The sequence below is a fragment of the Bradyrhizobium sp. 482_C4_N1_8 genome, from assembly GCF_052075965.1.
Classification (GTDB): domain Bacteria; phylum Pseudomonadota; class Alphaproteobacteria; order Rhizobiales; family Xanthobacteraceae; genus Bradyrhizobium; species Bradyrhizobium barranii.
In genome coordinates, this window is sequence record NZ_CP197231.1 from 2,972,158 (window position 1) to 2,991,029 (window position 18,872).

At 63.2% G+C, this 18,872-nt stretch carries 13 protein-coding genes; 9 read left to right on the forward strand and 4 right to left on the reverse strand.

The window, feature by feature from the left end; genetic code table 11:
• Positions 1 to 3: 3 nt before the first annotated feature.
• Entirely contained in the window at positions 4 to 3,606 is a 3,603-nt protein-coding gene (locus tag AB7Z56_RS13855; protein WP_354141749.1) for an autotransporter domain-containing protein, read from the reverse strand.
• Positions 3,607 to 4,016: 410 nt separating this feature from the next.
• Here AB7Z56_RS13855 and AB7Z56_RS13860 point away from each other — a divergent pair, with 410 nt between their 5' ends.
• From AB7Z56_RS13860 to AB7Z56_RS13895, 8 genes are all read left to right on the forward strand, one after another.
• Positions 4,017 to 4,676, forward strand: a complete 660-nt coding sequence (locus tag AB7Z56_RS13860; RefSeq protein ID WP_354141750.1) for a hypothetical protein — start codon at positions 4,017 to 4,019, stop codon at positions 4,674 to 4,676.
• Between the two features lie 339 nt (positions 4,677 to 5,015).
• The gene (locus tag AB7Z56_RS13865; RefSeq protein WP_354141751.1) at positions 5,016 to 6,566 is read left to right on the forward strand and encodes an oligosaccharide flippase family protein; all 1,551 of its coding nucleotides are present in this window, start codon (positions 5,016 to 5,018) and stop codon (positions 6,564 to 6,566) included.
• Between the two features lie 30 nt (positions 6,567 to 6,596).
• On the forward strand, positions 6,597 to 8,408 hold the full coding sequence (asnB, locus tag AB7Z56_RS13870) for an asparagine synthase (glutamine-hydrolyzing) (RefSeq protein WP_441256340.1): 1,812 nt from the start codon (positions 6,597 to 6,599) through the stop codon (positions 8,406 to 8,408).
• Between the two features lie 3 nt (positions 8,409 to 8,411).
• Positions 8,412 to 9,497, forward strand: a complete 1,086-nt coding sequence (locus AB7Z56_RS13875) for a glycosyltransferase (protein WP_354141753.1) — start codon at positions 8,412 to 8,414, stop codon at positions 9,495 to 9,497.
• 133 nt (positions 9,498 to 9,630) lie between these two features.
• Entirely contained in the window at positions 9,631 to 10,230 is a 600-nt protein-coding gene (locus AB7Z56_RS13880; protein WP_441256341.1) for an acyltransferase, read from the forward strand.
• Positions 10,220 to 11,071 (forward strand): class I SAM-dependent methyltransferase, encoded by an 852-nt coding sequence (locus AB7Z56_RS13885; RefSeq protein ID WP_354141755.1) that lies wholly within the window; start codon positions 10,220 to 10,222, stop codon positions 11,069 to 11,071. Before AB7Z56_RS13880 ends, AB7Z56_RS13885 begins: the two co-directional genes overlap by 11 nt.
• Positions 11,072 to 11,073: 2 nt before the next feature.
• A complete protein-coding gene (locus AB7Z56_RS13890; protein ID WP_441256342.1) occupies positions 11,074 to 12,006 on the forward strand; it encodes an NAD-dependent epimerase/dehydratase family protein in 933 nt (310 codons plus the stop codon).
• Positions 11,999 to 13,195: a glycosyltransferase family 4 protein gene (locus AB7Z56_RS13895; RefSeq protein ID WP_354141757.1), complete on the forward strand. Its 1,197-nt coding sequence runs from the start codon at positions 11,999 to 12,001 to the stop codon at positions 13,193 to 13,195. Before AB7Z56_RS13890 ends, AB7Z56_RS13895 begins: the two co-directional genes overlap by 8 nt.
• Here the strand turns inward: AB7Z56_RS13895 and AB7Z56_RS13900 are convergent, their stop codons facing one another.
• The 3 genes from AB7Z56_RS13900 to AB7Z56_RS13910 form a co-directional block, all read right to left on the reverse strand.
• On the reverse strand, positions 13,196 to 14,506 hold the full coding sequence (locus AB7Z56_RS13900; protein ID WP_354141758.1) for a hypothetical protein: 1,311 nt from the start codon (positions 14,504 to 14,506) through the stop codon (positions 13,196 to 13,198).
• 43 nt (positions 14,507 to 14,549) lie between these two features.
• Positions 14,550 to 15,512, reverse strand: a complete 963-nt coding sequence (locus tag AB7Z56_RS13905) for a UDP-glucuronic acid decarboxylase family protein (protein WP_354141759.1) — start codon at positions 15,510 to 15,512, stop codon at positions 14,550 to 14,552.
• Positions 15,513 to 15,707: 195 nt separating this feature from the next.
• Entirely contained in the window at positions 15,708 to 17,801 is a 2,094-nt protein-coding gene (locus AB7Z56_RS13910) for a hypothetical protein (protein WP_441256343.1), read from the reverse strand.
• Between the two features lie 190 nt (positions 17,802 to 17,991).
• On the opposite strand from AB7Z56_RS13910, the gene AB7Z56_RS13915 reads away from it, so the two are divergent.
• Complete coding sequence (locus tag AB7Z56_RS13915; RefSeq protein WP_354141761.1) at positions 17,992 to 18,837, forward strand: FkbM family methyltransferase; 846 nt, start codon at positions 17,992 to 17,994, stop codon at positions 18,835 to 18,837.
• Positions 18,838 to 18,872 lie beyond the last annotated feature (35 nt).

Below are 18,872 nucleotides of genomic sequence, written 5' to 3' on the forward strand. Positions count from 1 at the left end.
AGCTCACCAGGCGTACTTGAACACGCCCTTGCCGGAGTAGCTGGTGACGTTGCCGGAGAACTCGCCGTCGAAGGTGCCGGCGATCGAGAAGCCACTCAGCCATTTCATCTCGGCGCTGGCGCTGAGGAGCGCGGAGTCGGCGTCGACCCTGGCGCCGTTCACGACAAAGCTGGTGCCGGGCAGGGTCTGGAACAGCGCGGTGACGGCGCGGCTCGGATTGTAGTCGTGCGCCCAGGCGGCGCGGCCGCGCAGCGTCAGCACGCCGTTCTGCATCGCATAGGCCTTGTCGGTGCGCAGGCCGAGCTCGGAGCGGGTGTCGGTGAGCGACTGCGAGGCGTAGTTCAGCGCGAACAGGCCGCCGCCATTGAGACTGACTTCGGAATAGTTGGGCAGGTTGAAGTTCGTCACCTGCGCCGCCGCATAGGGCGTGATGCCGACCAGCGGCGTCGCGAAGCGATAGCCGCCCTCGAAGCGGGCCGAGAACGTGTCGGCCTTGAAGCGGCCCTGCAACTGGTCGAAGCCGCCGGGTGCCACGGTGCGGTTGGTGGTGACGTCGTGCCAGCCATAGGCGAGCGCGGCCGAGACGTAGGCCGGTCCGAAATTGTGCCGGCCATAGACGCCGGCCTGGAACATGTCGGCCGAGCCCGAGCCCATCGCATTCGCGACCGAGTAGTTCAGCCCGCCGCCGCCGAGCGCGAAGCCGACCAGCGTGTCCACCGAGACCCTGTAGTCGGCACCGGCCGCACCGCCCCAGACCCGCGCGGTCAGGTCTTGCGAGCCGACCTGCGCATTGCCGCCGACATCGGCCGAGCCGCCATAGCCGGCGGCCCAGACGCTCCAGCGGCTGCTCGGTTGCGACGAGAGCAGCGGCGCCTTGGTCGCCATCGCGTAAGCCTCGCGCTCGCGCGCATTGGCCGGACGCATTTTGGCGTAGGCGGTCATGTCATCGCTCTCGGCGAATTGCGCGACGCTGCCCGCCTTGGCAAAGCCGCCCGAGCGTCCGATCACGGTCGGATCGAGCATCAAATTGAGGAACTGGCCGTCGGCGTTGATGGCGGACTGGATGATGCCGGTGCCGAGCTCGGCCGAGGCGGTCGTCAGCCCCGCCGGCGACAGCGCGGCGAAGGCCGCGGGAATGCCGCCGGTCGCGTTGAAGAAGCTGGTCAGCGTGTTCGCGACGTTCTGCTGGTTGACGTTGAGGCCGCCCGCCTGCGCGAAATTGACGTTGACGTTGAGGAACACGTTGCTGGGGTCGTAGCTCAGCGTCGCGTTGATCGTCGGCATGTTGGAAACGACGGTCGAATTGAAGCTGGTGCCGGCGAGGGTGCCGGCCGCGTTCAGGATCTTGTACTGCTTCTGGACTGTGCCCGAGGTGAAGTTGGCTCGCACTGTCGCGCCGCCGAGATCAGTCGCGCCCGTGACGTTGGTGAGGCTGGCATTGCTTGAGGAGACCTGCACCAGATAGGTCGAGGCTGCCGTGAAGATCAGCGATCCGTTCACCGTCAGCGGGCCGAACGGGCTCGCCGCGCTCCCCGGGGCGAGCGTACCGCCATTGACCTGGACGCCGGCCACCGTGCCGCTGCCGGCCAGCGTGCCGCTGGTGTTGACGGTGGTCGGGCTGTTCAGGATCGAGCCGTCCACCACCAGCGTGCCGCCGTTCACGGTGGTGGCGCCGGTATAGGTGTTGTTGCCGGACAGCGTCTGCGTGCCGCCGGTCAGCGTGAGGCCGCCGCCGAAGCCGGCATCGTCGATGACGCCTGCGAAGGTGCCGTTGCCGTTCGTGATCGTCAGCGTGTTGAAGCCGAGATTGACGTTGCCCGAGCCTGCCAGCGATTTGATCGAGGTACCGCCGTTGAGCAGGCTCGCGATGTCGAAGATGCCGTTGGCGATGACGTTGCTGGAGGTCGAGATGCTGCCATTGAGGCTGGCGAAATCGATCAGATCGAGCTCGCCGCCGGCCGCAATGTTCGTGGTGCCGGTATAGGTGTTGGTGCCAAACAGCTGCTGCGTCGCGCCGCTCGCGATCGCGAGGTTGCCGCCGGTGCCACCACCAATGCCGCCGTCCTGGATCACGCCGCCGAAGAAAGTGCCGCTCGTGATCGTCAGCGTCTTCGATCCCAGCGAGACAAAGCCGGCGGTGCTCGTGGAGAAGATTCCCCGAACCGAAGCGCCGGAATTGGTCTGGGAAATATCGAGCGTTGCGCCTCCGCCCGCGAGGGCGACGTAGAGCGAGTTCGCGATCGATCCACTGCCCTTCAACGCCAGCGTTGCGCCGCCGTCGATCTGGGTGACGTTGCTGTAAGTGTTCACGCCCGAGAGCGTCTGAGTGCCGCCCCCGACTTCGAGTCCGCCGGTGCCTTGAATGACGCCCGCGAATTCGGTCGAGCCGTTGGTGATGAACAGCCCCTTGCTGCCGAGGTTCACGACGCCGCTGGAATTGCCGGCCAGCGTTGTGATGGCGGCGAACGAGGGGATGATCGCGGAAATGTCGAGCGTCGCGTTCACCGTGACGAGGCTGGAGCCCGAGATGATGCCGAAGTTCGCCAGCGCCAGCGTTCCGGCCGAGACGGTCGTCGCGCCGGTGTAGCTGTTGCCGCCGGTCAGCGTCAGCGTGCCGGTGCCGACCTTGGTCAGGCCGCCGTCGGTGCCGGAGATCACGCCGTCGACCTGGGTCGAGGCGTTGTTGCCGCCCGTGGTCAGCGTCTTGGCGCCGAGCACGTAGTTGCCGGCGCCTTCGATCGAGCCCGCCGTCATGCCGGTGCTCGTGAGACTGGAGATGTCGACAGTGCCGCCGGCATTGGTGATGAAGCGGGCGTTGCCGCCGGTCGCCGTGCCGGTGAAGCTCGTGGTGGCAAAATTCTCGGTGGTGATGGTGGCGCTGCCGGCGGAGGCGGAGCCGGCGAAGCTCAGCGAGCCGCTGTTGGAGATCGTCGACGTGCCCGCGGTGGCCGATGTGTTGAACGAGAGGAAGCCGGTGGCGGCATTGGTGATGTTGGCGTTGTTGGCCGAGCTCGCGTCGTTGAAGTTCATCACGATGTTGTTCGTGATCGTCGCAGTGCCGGCGTTGCTGTTGCCGTTGAACTCGACATCGCCGTTGTTGGTGATGTTGGCCGAGCCCGCGGTGCTGGTGTCGTTGAAGATCATCGTGCCGGCAGAGACGTTGTACGTCACGACATTGCTGCCGCCGCTCGCGCTGCTCGAATTCGTGAACACCATGCTGGAGCTGACGTTGAACGTCTGGACATTGGTCGAATTGTTCGAGATGCCAGTGCCGTTCACCACGAAAATGTCGTTGGTGTTGACGGTATAGGCTTGCGCATTGGGTGCGGCGGTGAACACCACGGCGCCGATGTTGACGACACCGTTGCTGTCGACTGTGTTCGCGCCGGTGTTGGTGAAGGTGGCAGTGCCGTCCGGCACGTCCGGATTCGACGACCAATTCGTGCCGTCCGTCCATTCGGTGGTGGCGCCGGCCCAGGTGCCATCGACGGCATGCGCGGCGACCACACCGAGCGCGGTGGTGGCGAGCAGGGTCGCCAGCGAGTGCCGAAGGAGGGACCCCAGCCCGTATCCGGTCCCCTTGCGCCCCATCGTCGGTCCAGCCATCGGTATTCCCAAATCGAAAAACGAAATCATCAAAAAATATGCAGCTCGAGCGTGTGGTGGAGCCGTGCGCCTACGCGATAGTCTCATGGCGTCGCAGCAGCCGGCAATGAATGGAGGTCTATTTGCGCCGGGTTCCTTCCCGTTCCGCGTGCAATTTCAACGAGCGTGGCCGTTCGGCAACATTTTCGCGCGTTGCAACATGCGAGGCAGGAAGCTGATGGATCGCAGTCGGGCTTGGGATCAAATCGGTGCCGGTTGATGGCGAGGCGCATCGGAACTAGTCTGGTGGGCGAGGCTTGCCGCGTGCTGGCGTGACAATCATTCGCAAGGGAATTTCGATGTCCGGGGGGCTGAGGCCGACGGGGTTGGCCATGCTGTGCGCGGCCGCCGCGTCATGCTGGGTCTTGACCATGATTCTGGGCATTGCCGAGACCGCGGCTGCCACCTCGTCGCGCATGGACATCCTGTCCGACGATGCCGCGCCCAGCGCCGCCGAAAGCGTCGATGTCGGCGCCATGCGGCCGATCGCGCAGCCGTCGCAGGCTGCAAGCAAGCCGATCCCCCGCGGCAATCCGCTGTGGTCGGTGCCGCTCTCGGCGCTGACCGTGACCCAGGAGCGCCCGATCTTCTCGGCAATGCGCCGTCCGCCGCCGCGCGCGGTGGCCGCGTCTCCGGTCGAGGAGGTGAACGTGCCGGCGCCGCCCAGGCCGGTCGAGGGACCGCCGCCGCTGCTGCTGGTCGGGGCCGTGGTGGGCGAGGGCGACGCCATCGCGATCTTCGTGAACCGCACCGATCAGAAGGTCGTGCGCCTGCGCCAGGGCGAATCGCTGGGCGGCTGGTCGCTGGCCGAGGTTCAGCCGCGCGAGGTGACGCTCAAGCAGGGCGATCGCAGCGAGGTCCTGGCGCTGCAGCGGCCGGATCCAGCGACCTCTCCCCGGACCCCACCTCCGTCACCGACCGATTCCGCGAGCGTTGAGGGCAAGCTGGTCACGCCGACCACGGGCGACGCGTCGTTTGCTCCTTTCGTGCCCCGTTCGACGCCGAAGAGCGGCGAGTCGGACGGGCTCTGAGCGCTGCCGTCTGGATCCGGTGCCGCCTCGCAAGCCGATTCAGAACCGCGGCCGATGCCATTGCCTCAGCAATTGAACCACCTTAAGACCCGCTCAATGCCCAATCCGATGGCACCAGGCGGTCGCGCTTGCGCGCGCGGGGCCGATCGCTTGCCGGGAAGGATGTGGCTTGTCCGACACGCAAATTGACGCGCCCGGCGAGGCCGGCGGTTCGAGTGGACCCGGCGGTTGCTATCGACATTCCGGGTGCTGGCTGCTAGCCCGGTTTCGCGATACCTAGGGGGAACTCTGATCGGCGAGGTCGCAAAAGCGTGATGGGGTAAAGGCCGGGTGGCTGGCATGGCGTTGAAAAAAAGACCGCCCGATCTGCTGGGTAACTCGGCGTGGAATGCGATGGCCTTCCTTGTGGCCGTGGTGCTGAACCTGGCTATCCTGCCTTTCGTGATCGCTCGCCTCGGTCTCGCTGCATTCGGTGTCGCGGGTCTTGTGACCGCATGCATTGCGCCTGCGCTGGTGTTCAGCAACGCGCTCGGACTGTCGACGGCTCGCGAGCTTGCGCAGCGGCTGGAGCCATCCGACCGCGAAGATGCGCGGCGCCTGTTCGCGACGGCGATCACGGTCGCGGCCGGAGCGGGCGGGCTGATCACCATTTTCTTTTGGGGTGCCGGAGCTCCACTGGCGCGTCTTGGCTTTCACCTGGCAGGTCCAGCGGCCGACGATCTTGGACTGGCCTTCACACTGGCTAGTGCCGGTTGGTTGTGCCAATGCGTATCCGCGGTCTTCGTGTCGTTGTTCACCGCGCGGCAAGACTATCGCCGGATCGCATCGATCGGCATTGGCAGCACGGTGACCTCGACCCTTTCGATGCTGCTGTTCATTCCCGCCGCGCCATACGCCTCGACTTTCCTTGGCTGCCAGGCGCTTGGGTTCGCGGCCGGCCTGCTGATGGCCCTGGTCTGGTCCCGCAGCATAGGTCAATGGCTGGCGCCGCCGGCGTTGCATCGCGAGGCGCTCGGCAGGTTGGTTCGGCTGGGAGGCTGGCAAGTTGCCGCGCAGGGCGGTGCACTGCTTGCGGGGCAGGCCGATCGATATCTGCTTGGCGCGCTGCTGCAACCACAATTCGTCGGTTTCTATGGCGTGGCGCAGCGTCTCCAGGAGGCAACCTATATCGGCATCCTCAAGGTTGGTGAGATCCTGTTTCCGTTCTTCAGCACGCTGCAAAAGGAGAGCGAGGATCGCAAGGTCGACCTGCTGTTCCGATCGTCGTGGATCTTGAACATCCTTGCCGCCAGCGCCCTGGGTGCATTGATCCCCGTGGCCGGTCCGCTGCTGCAAGTCTGGACCGGTGCGGAGGTCGCGGCCGAGGCCGCGCGGGTGCTCGTCGTAATGTCGATTGCCGGCATCCTCGGATCGAGCGCGAACGTGTTCGGCTTCTATCTGCTGGCGCAGGGACAGTCGCGCTTCAACGCGTTCATTGCGTTGATCACGGGGGGCGTCACCCTCGTCACCAGCGCGATCGTCTTGCCAAGCTTTGGTTGGCAGGCCGCAGGCTGGAGCGCATGCGCCGGCATGATCGCGCAGATGGCGACCATCGTCATGCTGTTGCGCCGTAGTTTCGACCTCCCCGGCATGTGGCCGCGCGTCGTCCATTGCGTGCTGATGCCGCTTGGCATCGGGATCGCGACGGCGCTGGCGTTGCGCTACGGTCTCGACCGCGCACCATTCCAGCTTGCGCCGTCCTGGTGGTCGGTGGGAGCAGTCGCGTCGCTGACGGCTGCGATCATCTTCGTCGTCGGGGTTGCCGCGTCGCAGCTGGGGCCGTATCGAAGCGCCTGCTGGCAGGACTTGCGGGCCATAGTCAGTCGCTTCGTGCCCCTCAAGGTCATCTAGGACATGTGCGGAATCGCCGGAATCGTCAATTTGCGCGGCAATGCGGTCGAGCCGGCCGACATCTCGCGACTGACCAGCCTGATCGCGCATCGCGGTCCGTTTGGCGAAGGGACCTGGTTCAGCGCGGACCGGACTCTCGCATTCGGCCACCGGCGCCTTGCGATCATCGATCCCGGCGAAGGCGGCTATCAGCCGATGCTGTCCGCGGACGGCCGTCACGTCATCGTCTTCAACGGCGAGATCTACAACTTCCTCGAGCTGCGCCGCGAGCTCGAGGCGCAGGGCGCGGTGTTCCGCAGCGAGTCCGATACCGAAGTGATCCTGGCCGCCTGGGAAGCCTGGCGGGAAGACATGCTGCCGCGCTTCAACGGCATGTGGGCCCTGGCGATCTTCGATACGAGCACGCGCGAATTGTTCCTCGCGCGCGATCGCTTCGGAATCAAGCCGCTGCTTTATGCCATGTCGCCGGAGCGATTTGTCTTCGCCTCCGAACAGCGGGCGCTGGTGCGGAGCGGACTGATCGAGCCCTCGGTCGATCTGGAGGTGGCGCGCCGGCTGTTGCTCGACGCCTTCGGGATCGAGGGAAGCGAGCGGACCTTGTTTCGGCAGGTTCGCCGTCTGCAGGCCGGCCATTGCATGTGGCTGCGCCAAGGCGAGGTCAGTGTCCGGCGCTGGTGGCGGACCGTGGATCATCTGCCGACGGTGCCGCCCACCGAAGCTGGACGTGTGGCCCACTTCCGCGAGCTGTTCCAGGATGCCGTGGCCCTGCGGATGCGCAGCGATGTGCCGATCGGGACGTGCTTGTCCGGAGGCTTCGATTCATCGGCGGTGATTTGCACCATGGCGTCGCACGAGCAGGCCGGGATGGGGCCGCGCGACAGTACCGCGTGGCGCCACGCTTTCGTCGCGACGTTCCCGGGTGCATTGAATGACGAGCGGCCGATGGCCGAGGAGGCTGCAGCCTGGGCCAAGGTCGAGCCCACGTTTCTTGAAATCGGGCAGGCCGATGCGCTGACGGATCTCGACCGGATTCTTGACGATCTCGACGACGTCTATATCAGCCTGCCCAGCGCGGTATGGCTGATCTATCGGCAATTGAGGCAAAACGACGTGACGGTGTCGCTCGATGGCCACGGAGCGGACGAGTTGATGGGCGCCTATTTGCAGGAAGGACAGACGTTTGCGTTTCGGATCCGGAACGCGGCAGAAGACCTGGCGTCGCGATCGCCGCTGGCGCGTCGCGGCGTGGACTTCCTGCGCATTTTGGCGCTGAAGCGTCAGGGCGTCTATTTTCTGCGTGGCGGCCTGCGCGATCTTCCGGCCTCGTTGCCGCTGGTCGCGGAGGATGATGTGCTGCCGCGTGAATGGGGCGGCCTGAACCGCCGCCTCTACCGCATGTTTCACAGCACGGTGCTGCCTACCATCCTGCGCAACTTCGATCGACTCTCGATGGCCCACGGCGTCGAGGTCCGCATGCCCTTCATGGATTGGCGCCTTGTGACCTACACGATGGCGCTTCCCGAAAGCAGCAAGTCGGCGGATGGCTACACCAAGGCTGTCGCCCGGCGCGCGATGGCGAACCTGATGCCGGAGTCGATCCGCACGGCGCGCCGCAAGGTCGGCTTCAACTCTCCGATGCCCGAATGGCTGAACGGAGCTTTGGCCGGCTGGACGGCAGACCTGCTCGCCCGCGAGGTGCCGTCGTTTGCCGAACTGGTCGATGAAACGGCCTTGCGCCGGGCGGTCAGCCGCTTGACGGCGTCGAAGACGTGGGACTGGGAGGCGGTCGGACGGATCTGGCCGTATCTGAACATGAAATGGATGTTGGCAAGGTACGCGTAAAAGATGCGCCTGTTCCAGAATTTCGGCCTTTACCCCTCCTATGTGCCACGGCTGAACAAGCTGGCGGCGGGTACCGAGAGCTTCGCGGAGCGGCGAGACGTGTTTCTGCACGACCGCTTCGGTGCGTCGCATTTCCTGTTGCCGGTGCTCGATGGATCGGCGGAGGCCTTCTTCACCAATGGGGACGACGAGGTCCTGCAGCGCCGCTGGGCGCGTGAGCAGGGCATGCCGGGTGAGCCGACGCTCGAGGTCATCCTGCTCGCGCAGATCGAGCACCACGCCACTGAGGTGTTCTACAATCTCGACCCCGTGCGCTATCCCAGCGCGTTCGTTGCCAAGTTGCCGGGCTGCGTGAAGAAGACGCTCTGCTGGCGCGCGGCGCCGTCGGGAAATGCCGACTTCACCGCCTATGGCGCCGTGGTTGGAAACTTTCCTTCGATCCTCGACATGTGGCGCAGCAAGGGATGCCGCGCCGAATTGTTCTTCCCGGCGCATGATCCCGTGATGGACGAGTATGGCCACGGCGAGCGTCCGTTCGACGTTGTCTTCGTCGGTGGCTACTCGCGCCACCATCGCGCGCGCGCCAAGACGCTGGAGCAGGTCGCGCATCTCGCCGGCAGACGCAATATCGTGCTGTGTCTCGATGCATCGCGCCTGACCAGGCTGGCCGAAAGCGCGATCGGACGATTGCTGCCGCTGCGACAGCACCGGCGTCCAGGGGCTGTCGCCAAAATCGCCCGGCCACCGGTATTCGGGCGCGATCTCTATGAACTGATCGGCTCGGCCAAGATCGTGCTAAATGGTGCGATCGACATGTCGGGCAGCGATCGCGGCAACATGCGTTGCTTCGAGGCGATGGGGTGCGGTGCCCTGCTGGTGTCGGACGCCGGGCGCTATCCGGCGGGAATGGATTCCGAGACGATCGTGACCTATGACGGCGGCAGCGACTGCCTGGCCAAAATCGAGACGTCCCTGAACAACTGGACGGAGATGAAGGCAGCTGCCGAACGCGGCCGCGCCGCGGTCCGAGATTTGTATAGTAAAGAGCAACAGTGGGCTCTATTTAGAAGCCTCTTGGAACGTCTCTAGGAGCAAGCATGCACGTCCGGGGATCTGCCATGACGCTCAAGAGCGATGGTCGGGCAGCGGCAGGCGGCTTTGCTGCAGTCGGTGCTGCGAAGGCAAGGCTGGCGTGATGGCAGCTTCGCTCCCGGTTCGTGCGTTGGATATCCTGCTCGGGTGGAAAAGCTGGCGGTCCGGCGCGGTCACGGTCGGGCGCAAGACGTCGGTGGCTTGGCGTCGGCTGCGTCGCGTGCGAGGCAACCGGCTGACGATCGGGGACGAGTCGATCATTCACGCCAACATCACTTTCGAGGACCAAGGAGCCGACGTTCGCATTGGCAGCCGGAGCTATATTGGTCTGTCCAATCTGATCTGCTTTCGCAACGTCTCGATCGGAGATGACGTGTTGGTGTCCTGGGGTGCCACCATCGTCGACCACGATTCGCACAATCTCCAGTGGGATTTGCGGCGCAACGACGTGCGCGATTGGGGCCGCGGCCACAAGGACTGGAGTCACGTTCCCACCGCGCCGGTCGTGATCGCCGACAGGGCGTGGATCGGATTCAACGTGACCGTTCTGAAGGGGGTGACCATCGGCGAGAGCGCCGTCGTTGCCGCGTGCTCCGTCGTGACGCGCGATGTCCCGCCCAATGCTCTCGTCGCAGGAAACCCGGCGCGCGTCATTCGCATGCTGAATGACAGCGACCCGGCGGAAAGGCAGGCTTTCGCAACGCAGGAGCTTCGCCTGGATGACCGGTGACCGGCAATTCCGAACGTGGGAGGAAGCCGTGGTCTGGCTGCGCAATCAGCCGGATCAGGGCCAACTCGTGCGTGACGCCTTCTACGACGATCCGCTGGCTGCGGCTGCCGAGCGTTATTTTCGAAGCTCCGAATGGCAGGCGGTTGCGGCGTTGCTGTCCGGTCGCTCCGGCTCGGCACTCGACGTCGGTGCCGGTCGCGGCATTGCGAGCTACGCACTGGCCCGCAGCGGGTTTGAGGTGACCGCCCTCGAGCCCGATGGCAGCGCGATCGTCGGCGCCGCAGCGATCCGCGATCTTGCGGCGCAGGCGGAGCTGCCCATCCACGTTGTCGAGGAGTTCTCCGAGCGCCTGCCGTTCGCTGACGAGACATTTGATCTCGTGTTTGCACGCGCCGTGCTGCATCACACGCGCGATCTCGAGGGCGCCTGCCGCGAGATGTTTCGTGTACTCCGCCCCGGCGGCATGCTGATCGCCGCGCGCGAGCACGTGATCAGCAAGGAAAGCGACCTTCAGCAATTCCTCGATCAGCACCCGCTGCATCACCTGTACGGCGGCGAGCATGCCTACCTGCTCGACCGCTATACCGGCGCGCTGACGTCGGCCGGCTTTGCTGAGGTCGAGACATTGGCTCCGCTGCAGAGCCCTATCAATCTATTCCCCTACACGATGCAGACGCTGCAATCCGCAGTCGTGGAGAAACTGACACGGAAGATTCCGGTCGCTCCGCTGTGGCGTGCCGCGTTTGCATCGCAACGCGTCTTCGCTTCCCTGCTCTCGCTTGCCGAGCGCTTTGACCACCGGCCTGGCCGGCTCTATTCGTTCGTCTGTCACAAGGCCTAGCGATGTCCATGTGGGTTACCGGCGCAAACGGATTCATCGGTCGCCATCTCGTCCGCGAGTTGGCGGGCGGCGGGCATGTGGTTCATGGTGTCGGTCATGGCGCCCTCGATCCGACCGATGCGCGCGCGCTCGGCTTGCAGACCTGGATCAACGGCGAAGTCGACGCGGCCAATCTGAGCGCGCTCGCGGCTGCTCACGGACTGCCGTCGCACGTCTTCCACCTCGCCGGCGGATCGTCCGTCGGCTTGTCGATGGAGCGTCCGTTCGAGGATTTTTCGCGGACCGTGGCCAGCACGGCGCGCCTGCTGGAATGGCTTCGAAGCTTTGCGCCGATGAGCCGGCTGGTCGGGGTGTCGAGCGCTGCGGTCTACGGTGCCGATCACACCGGTCCCATCCCCGAAAGCGCGGCGCCGGCGCCGATGTCGCCCTACGGCCACCACAAGCGGATGATGGAGCAGCTGTGTCAAAGCTACGTCCAGAGCTTCGGCATGCGCTGCACGGTCGTGCGATTGTTCTCGGTTTACGGTCCCAACCTGCGCAAGCAGTTGCTCTGGGATATCTGCTCGCGGCTGCGGAGCCAGCAGCGCACGCTTAATCTCGGAGGAACCGGAGCCGAGATCAGGGACTGGACCGACGTTCGCGACGTCGTCCGCCTGCTGGCGCGCGTCGCAGAGGGGCCGTGGCAGGACGATTTTGGCGTGATCAATGGCGGCTCCGGGCGCGGTGTAAGCGTGGCCGGCATTGCCGAAGGCCTGATCGGGCATTGGGGCGGCAACACGGTCGTGCAGTTTTCCGGCGTCGCACGGCCGGGCGATCCGACGAGCCTGCTCGCCGATAGCGGGCGCGTGCTCGACATGAATTTCGACTGGCGCATTCCGCTGGAGCGCGGCCTGGCCGACTACGTCGAATGGTTCAGGGGCCAAGCCCGTGCCTGAGCGCGCGCCGGTGCGGATCGCCTTCACCAACATTCCGCGCCGCCTATGGGCGGGAGGCCACAACTATCAACGCAATCTGTTCGAGGCGCTCAACAGGCACGCGCCGGGATCGGTGACGCCCGTGCTGTTTGCCGGAACGGCTGATGATTCCGAGGAGATAGCGGCGCTGGCCGGCATTCCCGCCGTCGAGGTCGTGCGCTCGCCGGTGTTCGATCATGCCGCGACCGGCCTTGCCCGTGCGACGGATCTCGCCCGCGCGATTGCCTTTGGTCTGGACGGTCCCGCCATCGCCGAGTTCAGGACTCGCAAGATCGACATGGTGTTCGAATCCGCGCGCTTCTTTGGCTGGCGTCTGCCGTTCCCGGCGATCGCCTGGTTCCCGGATTTCCAGCACCGCTTGCTCCCGCATCTTTTCTCGAGGAGCGCCTATTGGCGGCGTGATCTCGGCTTTCGGATCCAGCTTGCCTCCGGCCGCCACGTCATGTTGAGCAGCGCCAGCGCATTTGGTGATCTCAAGAAATTCTATCCGGGCCTGTTGAACGCCGTCTCCGTGGTCCGGTTTGCGACCGAACCGCCGGCCAGCCTCCTCGCCACGAATCCGTCCGACGTGATCGCAAGCTACGGCTTGCCGTCGCGCTATTTCTATCTGCCGAACCAGTTCTGGCGTCACAAGAATCACCAGCTCGTCGTCGATGCGCTTGACCTCTTGAAACGCAGGGGGCTCGACGTCGTCGTCGCGGCGTCGGGAAGCACGCTCGACTTCCGCGAGCCCGATCTTTTCGAAGCGATGATGCAAGAAGTCAAAGCGCGCGGCCTCGAGACGAACTTCCGGCATCTCGGAATGATCCCGCTCGACCATGTCTACGCACTCCTGCGCGCATCGGCGGCGCTCATCAATCCTTCGGAGTGCGAGGGGTGGAGCACCACCGTCGAGGAAGCAAAGTCGTTTGGTGTCCCGATGCTGCTGTCCGGCCTCGAGGTGCATCGCGAGCAGACCGAGGGCCGCGCGCGATATTTCGGTATCCACGATGCCGAAGCCTTGGCCGAGCACATGTCGCAGGTCGCGCGATCGGCCGATCCTGGGATCGTCCGCGACCTCCTGCCCAATCTCGATGAACGCGTCAAAGCCTTCGTTGCCGATTTCGTCCGGCTGACCGCGGATGTGATGAAGAATCCGGGAGCTCCCTAGTCAGGGTTTCCGGTCCGCATCGAAGATGCCTCGCGGCGTCACATACCAGAGCAGGAAGAGAAGCGCGGCGCCGTGGGTCACCATGGCGACGGAAAGCGGCGTGTTGAGCAGAACGTGCGGTAGCGTGCCACTGGAGATCAACACGAAACGCTGCGGCAGTTCTGCCGAGGCTCGGTTGCCCAGAGCCAGGATGAAACCCGCCGCAAGTGCTGTCAGTGGCGCAAAGTAAAGTCCGACCGAGGCGACACCCTCCGTCGCGAACAGGGAGGCGTTGATCATGCCGAACCCGTACGTGTCCTGCATCACTACCGACAGTTGATCTTGGTAGGCGCAAGGCATCACGGTTTTCAGCAGCGAGATCTGACAGAAATGGGTCAGCGGATGGCTCGCAAAGAAATCGTTGTAGATGTCGAGCGCACTCGATGTCGTCGCGATCATCCGGATGTTGACGAGGTCGAAATATCGGCCGACGATTCCGTTGAGGCTTGCGCCTGTTGCGACGTTCCCGATGAGGCCGATCAGCATGGGAATGAAGATCGAAAAGATGACCGAAGTTCGCGCCGCCGCAAAGCGTGACAGCACGGCCAGCGCGAACAGCCACGCGGGCGTGAAGAAGGTAAATTTCGTCAGTGTGATCGGATAGAAGAAGAGGAGCAGGATCACGACCAGCATGGCACGCCAGCGATGGCCGAGTAGCCAGTAACAGGCGAAGGCGAACGGCAGCAGTGTGCTGGAGACCCAGCCGATGAGATATCGCACCGGGCCGGGAAATGCGATCTCGCCGCGGTAATCGTAGATGTTTGCGATCGCGACCAGGCGGAAATTGTAGGTCGAGGCGACGGCGATGGTGCCGATGGAGATCGCCAGGATCAGCGTCAACAGATGCTCGAAGCGGGCATTCGACAGTGCGACGAGCTGCCGGAACGGCGCCCGCACGAACAGCATGGGCAACAGCACCAGTACCAGCGACAAGCCTGCCGAAAACCCCGCGAGCAATTGCGGATAGCTGTATTCGGAGAAGACGTCGATCCACAGGAAGCCGAGGATCATCGTGTAGAAATAGAAGCCGACGAAATAGCCGAAGCTGAACTGGGCGGCAGCGAACAGCAGCGAGACGATCGAGAAGGCGGACGCGATGGCGACCGCGATCCAAACGCGGTCGCCGCTGAAGTGGATATAGGACTGGAAAGTCGCAACCCTGATCAGCGACAGGCAGGCGACGGCGCTATTCAACAGCACCAGGGTCGTCAAAGCGGCCCTGGTGTCGAGCCGGGCTCGCAGGTTGCTGATGATGCCGGACAGTGCGATCATTGCGGACAGGCTCGCTTGCGGACGAGGTGAGCTGCGAGCGGAATCAGGCGATTTCGAGCGAGTGCTTGAAATAGGCGATCGTCTCCTTCAGGCCGTCCTCAAGCGCAACCTTCGGCTCCCAGTTCAGCACCGCCTTCGCCTTGGTGAGGTCGGGCTGGCGCTGCCGCGGGTCGTCCTGCGGCAGCGGCTTGAACACCAGCTTGGAGCGGGAGCCCGTGAGTTCGATGACTTTCTCGGCGAGTTCGCGGATCGTGAACTCGGAATTGTTGCCGAGATTGATCGGGCCGGTGACGTCTTCGTTCGTCACCATCAGCCGCAGGATGGCCTCGACGAGATCGTCGACATAGCAGAACGAGCGGGTCTGTCCGCCGTCGCCGAACACGGTGATCGCCTCGCCCTTGAGCGCCTGGACGATGAAGGACGACACCACGCGCCCGTCATTGGGCTGCATGCGCGGGCCATAGGTGTTGAAGATGCGCGCGACCTTGATCGGCAGGCCGTGCTGGCGCCAGTAGTCGAAGAACAGCGTCTCGGCGCAGCGCTTGCCCTCGTCGTAGCAGGAGCGGATGCCGATCGGGTTGACGTTGCCCCAATAATCCTCGGTCTGGGGATGGATCAGCGGATCGCCATAGACCTCGCTGGTCGAGGCCTGAAAGATCCGCGCCTTGAGCCGCTTGGCGAGGCCGAGCATGTTGATGGCGCCATGCACCGAGGTCTTGGTGGTCTGAACGGGGTCGCGCTGGTAGTGGATCGGCGAGGCCGGGCAGGCGAGGTTGAAGATCGCGTCGACCTCGATGTAGAGCGGGAAGGTGACGTCGTGCCTGACCGCCTCGAACAGCGGATTTGCGATCAGATGGGCAATGTTGCGCCGGCTGCCGGTGAAGTAATTGTCCGCGGACACCACCTCGGCTCCCGCATCGAGCAGTCGCTCGCAAAGGTGCGATCCGATGAAGCCGGCGCCTCCGGTCACGAGGACGCGGCTGTTCTTGTAGCTGTCAAACGGCATTATCGGTTCCAGGTTGATCTTGTGCAGAGCGGGAGGCCTTTGCCCAGGCTAGGCGAGCAGAGTGGTATCGGTAAGCCGTGAGATCGCCAACCCTCTTGTTGGGGTATCTGGGTACCTCCAATGCACGGAAGCAAATGCCACTACCTGGAGCGAGCGCAGCCGCGGAAATGGACAGTCGGGTCCAGTCTCGATGGTTTACGCATGCTTTCGTTTGATCACGATGATCCGATCATTGACCGTCTTGAGCTTGCGCAAGAGTTCGTCCGGCGGATAGGCGGGGATAGGCACGGCGACGTAGGTTTGATCTCCGACCCCGATTTCAGCAGGTCCCTCAGAAGGCCACTCGAATTGGTCCTTCATCGTCGTCGGGACCAGAACGAAGACGCTTAGATCCAATCTGGTCCGAATCAACTCAGGGCGAATATGGAGCAGAGCGTCGCTTTCGATCGAATGAACGCCTAGCCGGACCAGCCATCTGCCAAGTCCTTCGGCCTTCGAAAAGGGAGCTGCGGCTTGGGGCACATAGGATGTTGCGCCGTCAAAGGTGTGGCCCACTTTCGAAAATTTCGCTGCGAGACGTTGGTGGCCGAATGGCGACAGTCCCTCGGCGACCACGCCGATGCGGCCGCGGTCCACGCGGAGATTGGGCAGGGTGAATTCAACCTGCGATACGATGGCGCGGTAGTTGGCGGTCTGGTCGAAGATCGCGTCGCGAGATGCGATAGGTACCGGCAAGCCCTCGTCAGTTTGTACAAAAAGGCGGCGGAACTCCCCCTCGAATAAACCCTGGTTTCCGCGACCGTATGCGGTCATCAATTGCCTTGTCTCTTGGAAGTATCCAGAGAACTGAGCGTCAATGAGCGGAGCGGGCTGGCTTTGTATTATGACATTGATCGCCAACAAGACCGAGACGCCAGCAGCCGCTAGTCGAAAAACGATGGCTTGCTTCCACATGGCGTGCAGAAGCACGGCACTCAGGAGCAAACTCAACGGTTCGGAGACAATGATGTCCTGTCCGTGCATCCCCCTGTTGAAGGCCATCGCGGATAGCAAGAACAACAGAAAGATCGTCCCGAGAACTGCAAGTTCGCCGTGGTTTGATGATCGGCGTTGGCTAACGGCGAATGTGCCAAGCATCGCGGCGGGCGCAAGAAAGAGAATGGGAGCAGCCGTGAAGTGCTGCCAGAGTGAAGGAAGGTTCTGGCCCGCAAGGAGGGAGGTGTCTACCGAACCCAGAAAGGCGATCTTGAAAATGGACGACGCATAAAAAGCGCCGGTCGCCGCGGATGAAAAGGTGAGCATCAGGAGCGGAATCGAGAGGACAACTCCCAATCCCATCAGGTTCGCGAAAGAGCCAAATCGATAAGCCAAGCTTTCGGGCTTTTTGAAGAACTCGGTGAGTGCCACCGGAAAAACCAGGGCCAAGCCAGTGACGATACAAAGCGGCGTCACCGAAAACGATGTTCGATAGTGATAAAACTGTTCCGGCAACTCGATGAAAAAGGAGAGCGCCACAAGGGCGACGTACAGAGTGATCGAGCAGGCCGCAACTACTTGATTGCTCCGCCGCGGAAACTGCGAAAACGCGGACAAGCTGCTCTCTCGAAGCATCATTAGAAGTGCAAGCAGCGGCACAGCCGCAATGATCGGTATAATCTGAACCTTGGTGGTGAATGCAAGTCCGGAGAAGATACCGGAAGCGATCGTCAGAGCGAATGATCGCCACGTTCGATTCGCACCGACAGCGGCTACCGCAGCGAACAGGCTGCATGAGACATAGAAGAGAGCAAAAAGGTCTGTTCGAAACAGGATCGTCTGATACGCGAGCGATCGCGAGCCTGCAAAGCAGAGAAATACGAAGATGACGAACAACGATCCGCCTTTCGTAACCTTGGCCACGGCAAACGTGAACAGCAAAGCGGTGGCCACTGCGAGGACCGCCAGATGCGCGCGGAGAAATTCGATCAGTTCGGCAACGCCGAGCAACGGATTGGCCCAAGTATAAATTGCAGTGTAGTCGCGCATTTGCACGAGCCCAACCAGCCAGCCGAGCCACTGGCTCCAGGACAGCATGAGATACATGCCGGCGGCCGGATGGGTCACCTGGTCCGGGAGCACGCCGCCCTGGACCAGAAGCACGTCTAGCGCCGTCACCTGGTCCATATCGTGGGTAGCATAGTAGGGGTGGTGCGCAGTATTATGTCGAAAGACAAAAAACGAAACTGCCGACAGCAGTGCGATCCAGCGCCAGAGCGGCTGGCACCGCACTTTGACGGATTGTTCTGACATCTCGCGCCTGCGCCCCCTTGCGTCGTACTTCTCCCGCCGATCGGATAGCTGCCCGATGCTCGGTCGACGGTCAACCCCAGCGTGTCGGGCGTGCTGGGACGGTTGCTGAACGCGAACCGATAATTTACAGCGCATAGCCCGGTCAGTTAGGAATGCCGGCGTTCGCCCATCGTGACCCGGAACTGATCGAATGAAAACGATCCATAAAATTGCTGCCGCCCGCGCGATCTATCGTGCGGTTCATGGGGCGCGCACGCTGTTGGGCCGAACCGACCGCGTGATCGTCGTCCGGGACGGAATCAGTTACGATCTCGACCTCGCGCAGGGAATAGATTTTGCCATCTATCTCGGTGGCATGTTCGAACGCAGCACAGCAATCGCGCTGAGCCAATTGACGGAACCCTCTTCGCTTGTGCTGGATATCGGAGCCAATATCGGCGCGCACACGTTGCGTTTGGCCAAGCTGGTCGGGCCCAAGGGCCGAGTTATGGCATTCGAGCCGACGGATTTTGCATTTGGCAAGCTCCGACGCAACCTTGAACTCAATCCGTCGCTTACGCCCCGGGTGGAACCGTTTCACTGTTTCCTAACTGCCACAGACGGAACCCCCGTCCCGGACGCCATCTACTCAAGTTGGCCTCTTGCTGAAACGGCGGCGGTACTGCACGCGAAGCATCTTGGTAGCGAAATGCAAACCGAGTCAGCGCTGGCGAGAAGCCTCGACAGCTTGCTGGCCGAGCACGCGGACCGCAGAGTGCAATTGGTAAAGCTCGATGTGGATGGGTTCGAGTGCGACGTCCTTCAGGGCGCGACCTCATTGCTTCGAGATGTGCGCCCGATCTTCGTGATGGAATTGGCGCCTTATGTGCTCGAGGAACGGGGTACTTCGCTGGATCAGCTGCTTTCTTACTTCATCCCAAACCGGTACGTTTTTTACCACGAGAGAACGAAGAACCGCCTGCCTTCTACAGCCAAGGAGTTGCAGGCGTTAGTCGCCAGCGGTGAAAGCATGAACGTTATCGCACGCGTCACCTGACGATCCTCTGACATTCACGGCTGCCGGGGAGCCTC